Source organism: Yersinia ruckeri ATCC 29473 (assembly GCF_000754815.1).
GTDB lineage: Bacteria > Pseudomonadota > Gammaproteobacteria > Enterobacterales > Enterobacteriaceae > Yersinia > Yersinia ruckeri.
This window is the reverse complement of the sequence record NZ_KN150747.1, coordinates 2,706,860-2,722,850: the sequence shown is the minus strand read 5'-3', so window position 1 is coordinate 2,722,850 and position 15,991 is coordinate 2,706,860. Positions and strand designations below refer to the sequence as shown.

Genomic DNA, 15,991 nt, shown 5'->3' with positions numbered 1-15,991 from the left:
GGTTATCCACGGGCGCGCTCCGGTTGACGTAAAACCAGCCATAAGAAGTACGGGCCGCCAATCAGGCTGGTTATCAGCCCGACCGGCATTTCCGCCGGTGCCACCAGCGTACGGGCGAAGGTATCCGCAGTCAGTAACAGACAGGCACCACCCAATGCGGCACCCGGCAGTAACCAGCGATGGTCGGCGCCCAAACGCAGGCGAATCAGATGAGGAATAACCAGCCCAATAAAGCCGCTGAGTGCAACCGCCGCACCGACCAGCAGGGCGCTGAGCAGTAATAATCGCAGCTTGGTGCGCTGAACATTGACGCCCAAATAATGGGCTTCTTCATCACCCAACTGCAATAAATTGAGTTGACGCGCCTGAAATAGTGTGGCGATGCAGGCAGGGAGTATCAGCGATGCGGCGATCAACAGCGTTGGCCACTGAACTTGGCTCAGGCTGCCCATCATCCATAGGGTAAATTGCCGCAGTTGCTGATCGCTACTGAGGTAGCTCAGTACGCCAATAGAGGCCATGCACAGTGCGTTGATGGCAATACCGGCCAGCAACAGGCGGGATAAATTGCCGTGACCGAAACGACTCAGTGAGAAGATCAGCAGCGAGATAAGCAGGCTGCCGACAAAGGCCGCAATGATATGGCCGTAGAATGCCAGTACGCTCGGTAAACTCACCGGCAGAACAATAACGACGGCGACAAATAACGCGGCACCGCTACTGATACCCAGCAGGCCAGGATCGGCCAGCGGATTACGAAACAGGCCCTGCATCACCGCGCCAGACGTTGCCAGAGCGCAACCGACCACAATGGCTAACAGAATGCGCGGTAAGCGAATGTTCAGCCAGATTTGCCATGAGGTATCATCCAGCGAACTGTGCCACAAGGTACTGAAAGATAGCGTCAGTGCGCCGGTGTTGGCGGAGAAAATCGCCAATACGACTAACAACGTCAGCAGGCCGCCCAGGGCATAACCGGGTGGCAGGTATCGTCTCATTCACTCTGCTCCGCAGCGGCACGTATTTTGTGCAAGGCATCCGGTGTTGCCAGTCCAAAGCCCAACAGCGCCATATCATCAAGAATTAATACGCGCTGATGTTGACCGGCTGGCGTTAATGCCAGCCCGGATAATTGCCAGACTTTATCAATGCCACCGAGCGATTTGACACCGTCGGTGGTCAGCAACAGTAGATCGGGCGCGCTGGCAATCACACCTTCTTGTGATAATGGACGGTAACGATGAAAACCCTGCATGGCATTGCTTGCCCCGGCGGCTTTAATCATGGCATCGGCCGCCGTATGCTGGCCAGCTGCCATCGGTGCTACACCGCCATGACTCATCACAAATAGAATTTTTACCGGCAATAGCGAACGGTTTACCGATGATAGTTTTTGCCGGTAGGTTTGGCTCAGTTGGCGACCCTTGTCGGCGTTATTCACAGCGGCCGCGATTAATGCGATTTTCTCAGGTACGGCTTCTGGCGTGGTGTCGCCGGGGATTTTCACCACTTTTACGCCGCTGTCGCTTAACTGTTTGAGCACCAATGAAGGTTCAGCCAGTTCGCTGGCAATGATCAAGGTGGGTTTCATGGCCAAGATGCCTTCGGCATTCAACTGGCGCATATAACCCACGTCAGGTAAGGAACGAATGGCGGCAGGCGTTAGGCTGGTACTGTCGCGTGCAACCATTTCTGGGCCTGCACCGAGGGCGTAGGCAATTTCAGAAACATCACCACCAATAGTGACGATGCGTTCGGCGGCGACACTCGTCAGTGGCAGCGCCAATGTTAATGCCAGAAGCCAGTTTTTCATGCGGCGAGATCCTTTGCTGCCAGTGCGGAGATCTGCGTGCGCCATTCGGTTTGCTCCGGTTGTCCTTCGCTACGTTGGCCAAACAGTTGTGCGATCTGGGTGCCATCAGCGGCGAACAGTTCAAGACTGGTAACGAAACCGTCTTTGGTCGGTTTACGCGTGATCCAGCTTTCGGCAATCGCGCTTTCAATCAGATGTAGAGTGAAGTGCCGGTTGAAAACGTTAATCCATTGCTGGAATGGCGCGGCTTTGTCGGTGTGCGGCATGATGCGTTCAATTACGCCAGTGAAGATTTGTACGCAACCTCCGTTGCCGACAAAAATCATGATCTCGTTTTTCTGTTCTTTGGCCGCAGCAAGAATTTGCTGTAATGCGCAGTTATCCACTTGATAAGCTAGATCGTTACCGACGGCGCGGAAGGCTTGTTGGCGGCTCAGATTATGACGTTTCAGCAGTTGGAAGAACTGGTGAATATCAGTCATCGCGCGCCATTCTTCGTCGATTTGCTGGTGATTGTCATTTGGTGTCACTTCGGCCTGATCCACTTTCGGCTGAATCGTGATTTCTGGGTTATGTTCGGTGCGGTATTGTTCTAGCAGTGCCTGCCAAGCGGCCATGTCGGTTTCATCAGTGCTATACACTTTATGAACAGCATTACCCTGTAGATCAAAGAATTGGAAGCTGAAGCGCTCGCCGTGTTTGGTGGTTTCGCGTAAAGCAAAGATGCTATCCCACTGGCCAAGGAATAGGCGTAGATCCAATTCGCGCGGATTCAAAATCAAACCGGCATGGCCGTTCAGATGTTGGTTCTGGTAGCGACCTACTTGTTCATGTACCGCAAAATCATTGCGGGTAATCGATTTGGTGACACCAACAGATTCCAATTGGGTCAGCAGGGTTCGGGCATCAACATTCAAACGCTCGGCACCCTGACCGACGCGGGCATGGGTCAGTTCGGCTTCACTAACATCAAGCAGGGCAGCCAGATCGCGGGCGAATTTATCGGGATGTTCGAGTTTGGCTTGCTCATATTGGGTAAACAGTTTTGATGACATTCATTCTCTCCTACGGAAAAATGGCATGAGCCAGTTGCAGTTAAACTCATGCCGACTAGAGTCGATAACACACAGCTAACGGCCGGTTACCACTGATAACTGACGAACAGTTTGGCGTTACGACCATCCTGTGGAATGCTTTGCGGTGTGTAATATTCTTTATCGAAAGCGTTACCTAATACGGCGCTAGTGGTGACCCCCTTGAAGGAATCACGGCCTTGATAACTGATATAAAAATCATTGACGCCGTAGCCAGCCTGTTTTTTAGTGGTGGCGGTGACCAGGTTGTTGCTTTCAACCAGCGTCAGCACCCAGCCAGCGGAAAAACCGGTTGCGGCGATAGGAATATTTAGTGCGCTGGTCACGGTATCCGGGTTGGTGCTGTCGAGATAGTGCCCGGTTGCCAGATTTTTGCCACGAGTGCGGTTATAGGCCAGATTCCAGCCAAACCAGTCGGTTTGGTATTCTGTGCTGACATCCCATCCCCAGATTTTGGCTCGATCAATATTGGCAGAGGTGGTGGTCATTGCGGTCTTGTTGACCTGGGTTTCGATCTTGTCTTTGGCTTGTGTATCAAAATAACTGGCTTTGAATTTCAGATTATCATTGCTCGCCAGTACGCCATCAAGGTTCAGACCAAAGCCATATTCTTGCGTCGCATTGCTTTCTGGTCGCAGATTGGGGTTGGGTACCCAGTAATTGGTGATAAAACGACCACCGCCAATAGGTATAGAGAAGTGTTTGGAGTCGTTATACATTTCTCCCATACTGGGGGCGCGGAAGGCTTGAGCATAGGAGCCAAAGAGCATCAACCAATCGGTTGGGGTCACGGTGACGGCACCACGGGATGACCACTTGTCAGCATCCACATCCGCATTGCCCTGACTGCTGGCGCTGTAGCTATCGAAACGGGTTCCGGCTAGCAGGGTGATCGGTAGGTCGCGTAGGGTAATTTCATCCTGGGCCCAGCCGGAGGCAAAATTGATTTTGGCCTGCGGGAAACTTTCGCTGACGCCACTAGGTGTTTGTTCTTGACGGTAAGCCTCAGTACCGTAGGTCAGCAAGTGTGCCGCTGCGCTGTCGGTGAACAGGCGTGTGCGGTTTTCCAATTTTCCGCCGCCGGTTTTCTGCTCGCGACCCTCAAAACCGGTACCGACGGTGGTGGCATCAATATTGACGTCGGAATAGTAAGCGGTGGCGGTGGCATCTAGCCAATTCTGCCCTTGTGGGTTGAGGTTATAGCGCAGTTGTGTATCACGTTGGGTCGTGGAACGATCCGTCATCGGGTCCTTGGTGGAGGGAGCGATGACCGGCGTTTGTGGATTTTTCGGTTCACGGGCGCGGTTATGGTAATAACGCAGGCTGGTGCTTAATGATTGGTTATCATCAATTGCCCAGTGGCCTTTGGCCAGCATGTTACTGATAGCCTCATCATTCGGTGCATCAAAACCGTTACTCTGTTTGATATTGCCGACATCGCGGGTAGCGAAAGACAGCAACCCGTCCAGATTATCAGTACGGCCAAAGGCCGATGCCCCCATGCCCAAGCTATGATCGCCGGAAGCGCCCAGGCCAAAAACACGGAAACCATTCTGCTGGCCCGGCGTCAACAAGTCTGCGGCATCGACCGTCTGGTAGGAAATCACGCCCCCCAATGCGCCGCTGCCATACAGTAGAGCAGAAGGGCCACGGACGACTTCGATCTGCTTAACCAGCATCGGGTCGAGGAAGGTACTATTGATATGGCCGGTATCGGTTCCCTGACGGATACCATCAACCAGCGTAAGGACACCGGCTCGTTTATAGCCACGTAGGCTGACATCCTGACCGTTAGTGCGACCGGTGCCGGAAATACTGATGCCGGGGATTCGGCGCAACATATCGGCGGAGGTGCCTGCAGTTTGATTCAGTGGCGTGTCACCTTCAATCACCGTGACCATCATCGGAGCCTCAAAACTGCTGCGGGCGTTGCCGGTGGCGACAACGGTCATGGTTTCGTTGTGATGAGCGGCCTTTTTCTTTACCGGGGCTGCGGTTGCCGTGGTATCCATCGGCGTAGGGGGCGCTGCATAAGCGAAAGAAGGAATGGCACAGGCGATGGCCAGACTCAAGGATGAAGTACGAAATAATGACGACGAAACACGAGGCATTTTGGCAATTCTCCGAATGTATTTATACATAATCATTGATTGCTGGCTGCCTCGATCGGGAGATCTGGGTGGCTTGCTAAAAGTATCTGAAGGGATACGGATTATTTGGTTAATATCAACTTGCCAGCCTTGGTTTGTCGTAGCTGATAAAATTGTCCCTGATGATTGATAATGACGAGTCCATGTCTACCGAGTAGTTGATCGCTATTAATGCAAACGGGCTGTTCCGTGGGCAGGGCAGAGTCTTCTGCGCCGCAGATGGCTGCCGGATATAAATCACTGTATGCAGAGTTATTCATTGTTTAAACAGGAATAGTTATCAGTTTGATAAGTATTATCATGTGAATGAAGGGTTACATCAAGTAAAAAATGATTATTGATAACTTTTTCAGTTATTCGGCAAGAGGATTCTATCCTATTAATTATAAACATAAAAAATCACAGACAAAATAATAACCAAATCTAGCGAGATGAATAAGTCACCGAATAGACCAATTAATTTAACAAGTAGGGTAATTGTGGGGGGGAAGGAGAGAGGAAGGGGCGCTGACTCTGTGAGCAAGGAGCCCTTCAGGTGCCGTTTGGCACCTGAAGGCGAAAGAAAACAGATACAAATAATAAACCGATCTTAATGACAAGGTGGTCGAGGTTTGTCAGTCGCCTGAACAGAGACTGATCAGAAGCGGGAATTCACGGCATCGTTAAGGATAGCCAACAGGTGTGCGGTATCTGTCCAGTTGAGACAAGGATCGGTAATGGATTGACCATAAGTGAGTGGTTGACCGGCAATAATTTTCTGTGTGCCTTCAACCAGGAAACTTTCTGCCATCACGCCGACAATGGCGGTGGAACCAGCGCGGATTTGCTGACCGATATCTTCCGCCACTTCCAATTGGCGACGGTGCATTTTCTGGCAGTTGCCGTGGCTGAAGTCCACCACCAGATGCTCAGGCAAATCGAGTTCGCGCAGGCTGTCACAGGCGGCAGCAATATCCGCTGCGCCGTAGTTGGGTTGTTTGCCACCGCGCATGATAATGTGGCCGTAGGGGTTGCCGCTGGTCTGGTAAATCGTCATCTGACCAGTTTTGTCTGGTGACAGGAACATATGGCTGGCTTGCGCTGCACGGATGGCATCAATAGCGATGCGGGTATTGCCGTCGGTTCCATTTTTGAAACCGACCGGGCAAGATAGTGCCGATGCCATTTCCCGATGAATCTGACTTTCCGTGGTGCGCGCGCCGATAGCGCCCCAACTGATTAGGTCGGCAATATACTGCCCGGTCACCATATCTAGGAATTCGGTTGCGGTCGGCAATCCCAATTCATTGACTTTCAGTAATAGTTTACGCGCCAATTCGATGCCCAGATTGACTTGGCAGGAGCCGTCCAGTGCCGGGTCGGAAATCATGCCTTTCCACCCTACAACCGTGCGCGGTTTCTCAAAATAGGTGCGCATGACGATTTCCAACCGATCGGCATAACGTTCCCGCAGGATATTCAGACGGTTGGCGTAATCTAGGGCGGCGTCTAAATCATGGATAGAGCAGGGGCCGACAATCACCAGCAGACGTCGGTCTTCACCGGTCAAGATTTTTTCGATGCGTTTTCGTGACGCTGTCACGTTATTGGCAACCTCGGAAGAGATAGGCAACTTATCCGCCAGTTGTTGTGGCGTAATCAGGCTATCGATGCGCGCGGTCCGCAGTTCATCTGTTTTGTGCATGGATAATCTCTAAAAATGTTCTTCTCTGCGGCAGGAATACCGGGAAGTGATGGCGATCACAATAAACCAAAATCAGATGAATTCAACCGTCGCAGAGGTGATTAATAGAATTTATATAGAATTAATGAGTATCAATCAATGATGTGAATACACCTTTAAAACATTCGGCGGCTCATCCCTAAAATATCGAGAATTTTAGTGGAAATCTCTTCCACGGAATAATTGGTGGAATTCAGATAGCGAATTTGATTTTTGCGGAATAAGGCTTCTACTTCGCCGACTTCCATTCGGCACTGGCGTAATGAGGCGTAACGGCTATTTTCCCGCCGTTCTTCGCGGATCGCGGCTAAACGCTCGGGATTAATGGTTAGACCGAATAGTTTATGTTGGAAGGGTTTTAGCGCGGCGGGCAACTGTAAGTTATCCATATCGTCGGCAATAAATGGGTAGTTAGCGGCGCGGATGCCAAACTGCATGGCCAGATACAGGCTGGTGGGGGTTTTACCGCAGCGGGAGACACCCAGTAGGATGACCTGAGCCTGATCGAGATTACGCAGCGAAATGCCGTCATCGTGAGCCAGCGCGTAATCAATGGCAGCGATCCGGGCATCGTATTTGCTCAGGTTACTTGCGGTCAGGCCGTGGGTTCGATTGAGTACGGGTTGCGGGGCGATGCCTAATTCATCCTGCAACGGGGCGACCAACGATTGCACGATATCCTGACAAAAACCGGCGCTTTGCTGGATTACGTCGCGGACTTCTGCCGAAATAATCGAGTAAAACACCAGTGGCCGCACGCCAGTAGATTGATAGATATCGTTAATTTGCTGGCAAACGGTTTGGGCGCGTTCAGCACTTTCCACAAAAGGTAGCGTGAAGGTGGTGGCTTTGACCGGAAATTGTGACAACACGGCATGGCCTAACACTTCGGCTGTAATCGCGGTACCGTCCGAAATATAAAATACGCTTCTTTCCACCCTGACTCCTTTATATTCATATTAAGAATAATTTTATGCAATTAATTCTGGCAGGTGCTGCAATCAGAGCCACAGTTTGCCTTATTCGCTATTTTGGTAAAGCCATTGCCATAAAATTGCGGCGAAAAAAACTTTTTGTGTTGGCTTGATCGATTCACCTGTCCATCGCCTGGGGCGCATTGTGCTAGGCTGATGCCTGCTGTTTAACAGCAAAAACAACTTTTATTCCGTACCCTACCGAATGTTAAAAGGATTGTTTAGATGTCGAACAATGGCCGAACCTTGCGTAATGTGCTTTGGTACAACCAGCTTGGTATGCACGATGTTGACCGTGTGGGCGGTAAAAATGCCTCCCTGGGTGAAATGATTACCCATCTTTCCGAACTGGGTGTGTCTGTTCCCAACGGATTTGCCACTACTGCACAGGCGTTTAACGACTTTCTTGAGCAAAGTGGCGTTAATCAACGTATTTATACTTTGTTGGATAATACGGATGTGGATGATATCGCACAGTTGTCCAGCGCTGGTGCCCAGATTCGTCAATGGATTATTGATACGCCATTCCATCCAGAGTTTGAACAAGCCATTCATGAAGCTTATCAACAATTGGCCGATGGTGAGCCGGAGGCTTCTTTTGCCGTGCGTTCGTCGGCGACAGCGGAAGATATGCCAGATGCTTCTTTTGCCGGTCAGCAAGAAACGTTCCTAAACGTTCAGGGCATTGAGGCGGTTATGGTGGCGATTAAACACGTATTTGCCTCGTTGTTTAACGATCGTGCCATTTCTTACCGAGTTCATCAGGGATACGATCACCGCGGCGTTGCGCTGTCTGCCGGTGTTCAGCGCATGGTACGTTCGGATCTGGCTTCTGCGGGCGTAATGTTTACCATTGATACCGAATCCGGCTTTGATCAGGTGGTGTTTATTACCGCCGCGCACGGATTGGGTGAAATGGTGGTGCAGGGAGCGGTCAATCCTGACGAGTTTTATGTGCATAAACCGACATTGCGTAACGGCAAGCCGGCTATTGTGCGGCGTAATATGGGTTCGAAGAAGATTCGCATGGTGTATGCCGACAATCAGGAGCACGGCAAACAGGTGTGTATTGAAGATGTGCCAGAGGCGTTACGCAATCGTTTCGCTCTCAGCGATAAAGAAGTGGAGGCGCTGGCTCATCAGGCTTTACTGATTGAACAGCATTATGGCCGTCCGATGGATATTGAGTGGGCCAAAGACGGCCATACCGGCAAGCTGTTTATCGTGCAGGCCCGTCCGGAAACCGTTCGTTCCAATGAGCAGGTGATGGAACGTTACCTGCTGAACAATCAGAGTGATGTGCTGGTCGAGGGGCGAGCTATCGGCCATCGTATTGGTGCGGGTCCGGTAAAAGTGATCCATGACATTAGCGAGATGGATCGCATTCAGCCTGGTGATGTCTTGGTAACCGATATGACCGATCCTGATTGGGAACCGATCATGAAGAAAGCGGCAGCGATTGTGACCAACCGTGGTGGCCGAACTTGCCATGCGGCGATCATCGCCCGTGAGCTGGGGATTCCGGCGGTGGTGGGTTGTGGTAATGCGACGGATCTTCTGCGTGAAGGCCAGAAAGTGACCGTTTCCTGCGCTGAAGGCGATACCGGCTATGTGTATCAGGATCTGCTGGACTTCTCGGTGCAAAGCTCCGCAGTCACCGAATTACCCACCTTGCCGCTGAAAATCATGATGAATGTTGGCAACCCGGATCGGGCTTTTGATTTTGCTCGCCTGCCTAATGAAGGCGTTGGTCTGGCACGGTTGGAGTTTATTATCAACCGTATGATTGGCGTCCATCCCCGAGCCTTATTGGAGTTTGACCAACAGGAACCGGCCTTGCAGGCTGAAATCAAGACGCTGATGCACGGTTTTGATGATCCGGTTGAGTTCTACGTTGGTCGTCTGACGGAAGGTATTTCGACTCTGGCGGCGGCTTTCTGGCCAAAACGCGTGATTGTGCGGCTGTCCGATTTCAAATCCAATGAATATGCCAATTTGGTTGGCGGCGCAGCCTATGAGCCTCACGAAGAGAACCCGATGCTGGGCTTCCGTGGCGCCGGTCGTTATGTTTCTGACAGTTTCCGTGCTTGCTTCGCTCTTGAGTGTGAGGCGGTTAAGCGGGTGCGTAATGAGATGGGATTAACCAACGTTGAAGTGATGGTGCCGTTTGTGCGTACCGTGGAACAGGCTGAAGCGGTGGTGGCCGAATTGGCGCGGCAAGGGCTGAAACGTGGTGAAAATGGCCTGAAAATCATTATGATGTGTGAAATTCCGTCTAATGCCTTACTGGCCGATCAATTCCTCGAACACTTTGACGGTTTCTCTATTGGCTCCAATGATATGACGCAGTTGACATTGGGGCTGGATCGGGATTCTGGTGTGGTTTCTTCGTTGTTTGATGAGCGTAACGAGGCGGTAAAAGCCTTACTGTCGATGGCGATTCAAGCGGCCAAGCGTCAGGGTAAGTATGTGGGCATTTGTGGTCAAGGGCCTTCTGATCACGAAGATTTTGCGCTATGGCTAATGGAGCAGGGGATTGATAGCTTGTCATTGAACCCAGATACCGTAGTGCAAACCTGGATGAGTCTGGGGCAGGCGATTAAAGGCTAATCAATCCAGTGGATTGGGAATGCTCTGAAATCCGCAGCGCAGGTTGCGGATTTTTTATTATCCTTTGACAGCGGGCAAATTGTTTTGGCTTGGGAATATTAGGCAGGTAGTGAAAAGTCAGCTTATTTAATATCAGCAGATAAAAAAAAGCCCATCATAGGCGATAGGCAAAGACTACACACAGCAATTAGGTATTCGTGACTGACGAGGAAAAATAATATTAAGACTTATTTAGCTGTCTGAAACGAAGCGTTGATTAATAATAATCTTAAATTCATTCTGTTAGTTAGTCATTAAGAATCATCCTAATAAAAAGAGTTGTTTATCAGTAACTAAATGGAAGAGTGTGGGCGCTTTTATACTTAATGACAATCACGATTTAATACTAGATTGATATCAACGGGGCGAATGAGCGGCGGTAGACTCACGTGGTGTCTGGCTTATTTTTCATGGTGGATAATATGATTGGGTAATGGCTCGCCAGTATCACTGACGAGCACGCGATTATTTACAGTTCATCAAGATGTTTGGCGGCCTCGGCGATATTCTCTTCGGGTTCAGGCGCTTCGTGAATCCAGGCTGCAATCAGCCGGTAGGATACGGCCAATACTACCGGGCCGATAAACAAGCCAATCATACCGAAGGACAGCAGGCCACCGATCACGCCGGACAAAATCAGCACCATTGGCAGATCGGCACCCATGCGAATCAGCGCTGGACGTAGCACACCATCCAAAGTACCCACGATGCAACTCCACACCAACAGCAACGTACCGAAAGTATTGTCGCCGCTCCAGTACAGCCAGATCACCGCAGGAATCAATACCAGCAACGGGCCGAGCTGCGCAACGCAGCAGACGAACATCACCACGGTCAATAACATGGCATAAGGAATACCAGCAATGGCTAAACCGATACCGCCCAGAATTCCCTGAACCAGCGCAGTGACCACTACGCCGAGGGCGACGGCACGAATGGATTGAGCCGCCAGTACCACCGCGGCATCGCCACGTTGATCAGCCAGACGAATGGCAAAATGACGGATCCCCTGAGCCACGCTTTCGCCCCGGAAATACAGCAGAACGCTGAACAGTACCATTAAGGCCAGATGTAGCAGAAAACGGCCGATATGTGCCGCCTGTGCGACAAACCAAGTTGCTGTTTCACCAACATAAGGTTGAACTTTTGCTATCAGCACTTTGCCGCCACCGGCAAGCAAGGTGTGCCAACTGCTATAGAGTTTATCGCCGATCATTGGAATGGATTTTAGCCATGCGGCTTCAGGAATTTGCAGGTTGGCGGGGCTGCTGGCCGATTTAATCAGCGGTGCACTGTTCTCCACCAGACTGCTAACCAATAATGCAATCGGAATAACAAATAGCAGAACTAATAATAGCGTCATTATTATCACTGCAAGTGAACGACGTCCCCAAAGTACGGCTTGTAATTTAATCAGCAATGGCCAGGTTGCGATAACCACCATTCCCGCCCAAGCGAAACCCATAATAAAAGGTTGAACCACCCAAAAACAGGCGATGATCATTGTCAGGATGAATATCACCCCAAATATCAGTTTGGGTAAATCATAGCGGTGTTGCTGCGGGTAATTCATCTGCGAGTTCTCGTTTCAATATTCATGGCAAGGTTGCCTTGGTATTAGCGGACGCCCTAATCATGGTGCATTTCTGTGTGATTGAACAGATTCATAGTGTTTTTACTGATGGGATCGGCAAGTTTCATCTGAAATAACGGATAGAAAAGGCAAGGTCGTGTGACAGATTAATTGATGGAACCGTATAAAGACCTGCCGCTTAGCGGCAAAACCTTGGGTACACCGGCTATTGGCGCGGATAAAAAGGGCAATATAATATTTTGATCATTAATCACTTATTATTCTATTCCTCCCCACTATTGCTCAAGTCATTCTCATCATCCTGAATTGTCATAAATCAGTCGACAACCATGATAACTAGCGGCTAACCTTTCAGCCACTGGAGTACGTGTGTTCGTGAGTTGCAATAGGGATGTGTGGCGAATGGACGCGTATTAAAACAACTAGATAGGGTCAACCATAGTGATCCCACAGATAACACAGACCGCAGGCATCAATCAGCCAGTGCTGGACTTTTTGGATGCATTGAAGCACAACGGTTTTACCGGTGATACTACCGCTGGTTATGCCGATCGCCTGACGATGGCGACGGATAACAGTATTTATCAACTGTTGCCCGATGCGGTGGTGTTTCCTCGCTCAACGGCGGATGTGATCCTGATTGGCCGTCTGGCCGATGAGGAAAGATTCCAGTCGCTCATCTTGGCTCCGCGCGGCGGTGGTACCGGTACCAATGGACAATCTCTCAATACCGGTATCGTGGTGGATATGTCGCGCTATATGCAGCGTATTTTGGATATCAATCTGGAGCAAGGCTGGGTACGAGTCGAAGCCGGTGTGATTAAAGACCAGCTTAACCAATATTTGCGCCCCTTCGGTTACTTTTTCTCTCCTGAACTCTCTACCAGTAATCGCGCCACGCTCGGCGGCATGATTAATACCGATGCGTCAGGTCAGGGGTCGCTGGTGTATGGCAAAACGTCCGATCATGTATTGGGTCTGCGGGCGGTATTATTGGGCGGCGAGTTGTTGGATACCCGCCCGATGCCAATCGAGCAGGCCGAAATATTGGCGCAGGAAGCATCAGCGGTTGGCCGTATTTATCACAGCGTATTCAACAGTTGCCGCGATAATCGAACATTGATTCTAGAAAAATTCCCCAAATTGAACCGTTTTCTGACCGGTTACGATTTGCGTCATGTTTTTAACGATAATCTGGACATGTTTGATCTTACGCGCATCCTGTGTGGTGCTGAAGGTACGCTGGCGTTTATCACCGAAGCCACCCTGGATATCACGCCGCTGCCTAAAGTGCGGCGGTTGGTCAATGTTAAATATGATTCCTTTGATTCCGCCTTGCGTAATGCGCCTTTTATGGTGGCAGCCAAAGCGTTATCGGTGGAAACCGTTGATTCCAAAGTATTGAATCTGGCCAAAGAGGATATTGTCTGGCATTCGGTTAAAGAGCTGATTACCGATGTGCCGAATCATACGTTGCTGGGTCTGAATATTGTCGAATTTGCCGGAGACGATCAGGTTTTGATCGATGGGCAAATGGCGGCGCTGTGCCAACGTTTGGACGATTTGATGTCAGCCCAACAGGGCGGCGTAATTGGCTATCAAATTTGTGAGAATCTGGCTGATATTGAACGTATTTATGGGATGCGTAAAAAGGCCGTGGGTTTGCTTGGTAACAGTAAAGGTCAGGCTAAACCGATTCCTTTTGCTGAAGATACCTGTGTTCCGCCACAACATTTAGCAGATTATATTGTCGAGTTCCGTCAGTTGCTTGATAGCCATAACTTGAGTTACGGCATGTTTGGGCACGTTGACGCTGGCGTATTGCATGTGCGTCCGGCGCTGGATATGTGCGATCCACAGCAGGAAGTGCTGATGAAGCAATTATCTGATCAGGTCGTGGAGCTGACGGCTCGTTACGGTGGCTTGCTGTGGGGAGAACACGGGAAAGGTTTTCGTGCGGAATACAGCCCAGATTTCTTCGGCGAACAGTTGTACCACGAGCTACGGCGCATCAAATCAGCATTTGATCCGCGCAATCGTTTGAATCCCGGTAAGATTTGTTCTCCTCTTGATAGCGATGCGCCGATGATGAAAGTGGATACTCCGGCCAAGCGTGGTGTGCTGGATCGACAAATTCCACTTAATGTCCGTCGCTCATTTCGTGGTGCGATGGAATGTAACGGCAACGGTCTGTGCTTTAATTTCGATGTTCGTAGCCCGATGTGCCCATCGATGAAAATGAGTGCTAACCGGATGCATTCCCCGAAAGGGCGTGCAGCGCTGGTGCGGGAGTGGTTACGTCTGCTAAGTGAGCAGGGCGTCGATCCGTTGACGCTGGAAGAAGGGTTGGCAAACCGCCGCCCCAGCTTGCGTGGTTTGATCGAGAAAACCCGCAATAGCTGGCGGGCGTATCAGGGCGACTACGATTTCTCGCACGAAGTAAAAGAAGCGATGTCTGGCTGTCTGGCGTGTAAGGCCTGTTCAACTCAATGTCCGATCAAAATTGATGTGCCGAGCTTCCGCTCACGCTTTTTGCAACTTTATCACACGCGTTACCACCGCCCGTTGCGAGATTATGTGGTGGCTGGCGTGGAGAGTTACACTCCGTTAATGGCGCAAGCGCCGAAGCTATTCAACTTTTTCTTTAAACAGCCATGGGTTCATGAGCTGAGTCGCCGCAGTATTGGCATGGTCGATCTGCCGCTGCTGTCGGTTCCAACGCTCAAACAGACGTTATCCGGGCACTATGCCAGTACCATGACGTTGGAACAGTTAGAGCAACTGGACGCGCAGGAACGTGGTCAGCATGTATTGATCGTGCAAGATCCTTTTACCAGCTACTACGACGCGCAGGTGGTGGCCGATTTTGTTCGGTTGGTAGAACGGCTGGGCTTTAATCCGGTGTTATTGCCATTTTCACCCAATGGGAAGGCCCAGCACATTAAAGGATTCTTGCAGCGCTTTGCCAAAACAGCCGGTAAAACCGCAGAGTTCCTCAATCGCATTTCGTTGTTGGGGATGCCGCTGGTGGGCGTTGATCCGGCATTAGTGCTGTGTTATCGCGATGAATATAAAGAAATTTTGGGCGATCGTCGCGGCGATTTCAGTGTGCAATTAGTGCATGAATGGCTGCACGCGGTATTGCCGGGTCTGCCATTGCCGGGACAGTCCGCGCAGCCGGTCAGTGGTGAGCCGTGGTATCTGTTTGGCCACTGTACTGAAAGTACCGCATTGCCTACCAGCAGCCAGCAGTGGGCCGGGATTTTCTCCCGTTATGGTGCGCAGTTGGAAAATGTGAGCGTTGGTTGCTGCGGTATGGCCGGCACTTATGGTCATGAAGCAAAAAATCAAGATAACTCACGAGGAATCTATGCGCTGTCCTGGCAACAGGCCTTGCAGAAATTACCGCAGGAACGCTGCTTGGCTACCGGCTATTCGTGCCGTAGTCAGGTAAAACGGCTGGAAGGAAATAGCCTAAAACATCCCTTACAGGCTCTTTTGGAGATCGTCTAATGCTTTGGAAACGCGCCGCTACACTGGCAGATCTGAATAATGTGGCTCACGGTTGCATGGTGTCTCATCTCGGGATCAACATTACTGCGCTGACCGATGAGACGATTGAGGGAACCATGCCGGTTGATGCACGAACCAAACAGCCGTTTGGCCTCTTGCACGGCGGTGCATCGGTGGTGCTGGCCGAGTCTCTGGGATCGATGGCGGGCTATTTGTGTACTGAAGGGACCCAACAGGTGGTGGGGTTGGAAATCAATGCCAATCATCTGCGGGCCGTGCGTGAAGGTGAGGTTCGCGGCGTATGCCGGGCGATTCATGCCGGCCGTAGTCATCAGGTCTGGCAAATCGATATTTTTGATGCCAGTGGTAAGCTTTGCTGTACTTCCCGCCTCACGACTTCAATTATCGGCGGTTAACCGTCGGCCTAGTGGGCGTTGCTGAATACGCTACGACCACGCTATCGGAACCTGTTGATCGGGTT

At 50.8% G+C, this 15,991-nt stretch carries 11 protein-coding genes and 1 other RNA gene; 3 read left to right on the top strand and 9 right to left on the bottom strand.

The features are described 5' to 3' along the window. Positions 1 to 2 precede the first annotated feature (2 nt). The 7 genes from DJ39_RS12090 to ppsR form a co-directional block, all read right to left on the bottom strand. Positions 3 to 998, bottom strand: coding sequence for a FecCD family ABC transporter permease (locus DJ39_RS12090; RefSeq protein ID WP_038251409.1), 996 nt, complete (start codon positions 996 to 998; stop codon positions 3 to 5). Then, positions 995 to 1,813, bottom strand: a complete 819-nt coding sequence (locus DJ39_RS12085) for a heme/hemin ABC transporter substrate-binding protein (RefSeq protein ID WP_038242676.1) — start codon at positions 1,811 to 1,813, stop codon at positions 995 to 997. Before DJ39_RS12085 ends, DJ39_RS12090 begins: the two co-directional genes overlap by 4 nt. After that, complete coding sequence (locus DJ39_RS12080; protein WP_004717684.1) at positions 1,810 to 2,868, bottom strand: hemin-degrading factor; 1,059 nt, start codon at positions 2,866 to 2,868, stop codon at positions 1,810 to 1,812. Before DJ39_RS12080 ends, DJ39_RS12085 begins: the two co-directional genes overlap by 4 nt. 86 nt (positions 2,869 to 2,954) lie before the next feature. Then, positions 2,955 to 5,018 carry a TonB-dependent hemoglobin/transferrin/lactoferrin family receptor gene (locus DJ39_RS12075; protein WP_038242675.1) on the bottom strand — a complete coding sequence of 688 codons (2,064 nt, stop codon included), beginning with the start codon at positions 5,016 to 5,018 and terminating at the stop codon, positions 2,955 to 2,957. 101 nt (positions 5,019 to 5,119) lie between these two features. Next, positions 5,120 to 5,317: a hemin uptake protein HemP gene (hemP, locus tag DJ39_RS17530; RefSeq protein WP_004717680.1), complete on the bottom strand. Its 198-nt coding sequence runs from the start codon at positions 5,315 to 5,317 to the stop codon at positions 5,120 to 5,122. A gap of 377 nt (positions 5,318 to 5,694) precedes the next feature. Next, the gene (locus tag DJ39_RS12070; protein WP_004717678.1) at positions 5,695 to 6,741 is read right to left on the bottom strand and encodes a 3-deoxy-7-phosphoheptulonate synthase; all 1,047 of its coding nucleotides are present in this window, start codon (positions 6,739 to 6,741) and stop codon (positions 5,695 to 5,697) included. A 155-nt stretch (positions 6,742 to 6,896) separates the two neighbouring features. Then, a complete protein-coding gene (ppsR, locus tag DJ39_RS12065; RefSeq protein ID WP_004717676.1) occupies positions 6,897 to 7,718 on the bottom strand; it encodes a posphoenolpyruvate synthetase regulatory kinase/phosphorylase PpsR in 822 nt (273 codons plus the stop codon). Between the two features lie 261 nt (positions 7,719 to 7,979). Between ppsR and ppsA the strand changes: the two genes are divergently transcribed. Continuing rightward, positions 7,980 to 10,364 carry a phosphoenolpyruvate synthase gene (gene ppsA, locus DJ39_RS12060; RefSeq protein WP_004717672.1) on the top strand — a complete coding sequence of 795 codons (2,385 nt, stop codon included), beginning with the start codon at positions 7,980 to 7,982 and terminating at the stop codon, positions 10,362 to 10,364. 139 nt (positions 10,365 to 10,503) lie between these two features. Here ppsA and rprA read toward each other — a convergent pair. Next, positions 10,504 to 10,605, bottom strand: an RNA gene (gene rprA / locus DJ39_RS17525) — antisense sRNA RprA. 267 nt (positions 10,606 to 10,872) lie between these two features. Beyond that, positions 10,873 to 11,976 carry an AI-2E family transporter YdiK gene (gene ydiK / locus DJ39_RS12055; RefSeq protein ID WP_004717670.1) on the bottom strand — a complete coding sequence of 368 codons (1,104 nt, stop codon included), beginning with the start codon at positions 11,974 to 11,976 and terminating at the stop codon, positions 10,873 to 10,875. A gap of 462 nt (positions 11,977 to 12,438) precedes the next feature. Between ydiK and ydiJ the strand changes: the two genes are divergently transcribed. Further along, positions 12,439 to 15,510, top strand: coding sequence for a D-2-hydroxyglutarate dehydrogenase YdiJ (gene ydiJ, locus DJ39_RS12050; RefSeq protein ID WP_004717668.1), 3,072 nt, complete (start codon positions 12,439 to 12,441; stop codon positions 15,508 to 15,510). Further along, positions 15,510 to 15,926 (top strand): hotdog fold thioesterase, encoded by a 417-nt coding sequence (locus tag DJ39_RS12045; protein ID WP_038242673.1) that lies wholly within the window; start codon positions 15,510 to 15,512, stop codon positions 15,924 to 15,926. Before ydiJ ends, DJ39_RS12045 begins: the two co-directional genes overlap by 1 nt. Positions 15,927 to 15,991 lie beyond the last annotated feature (65 nt).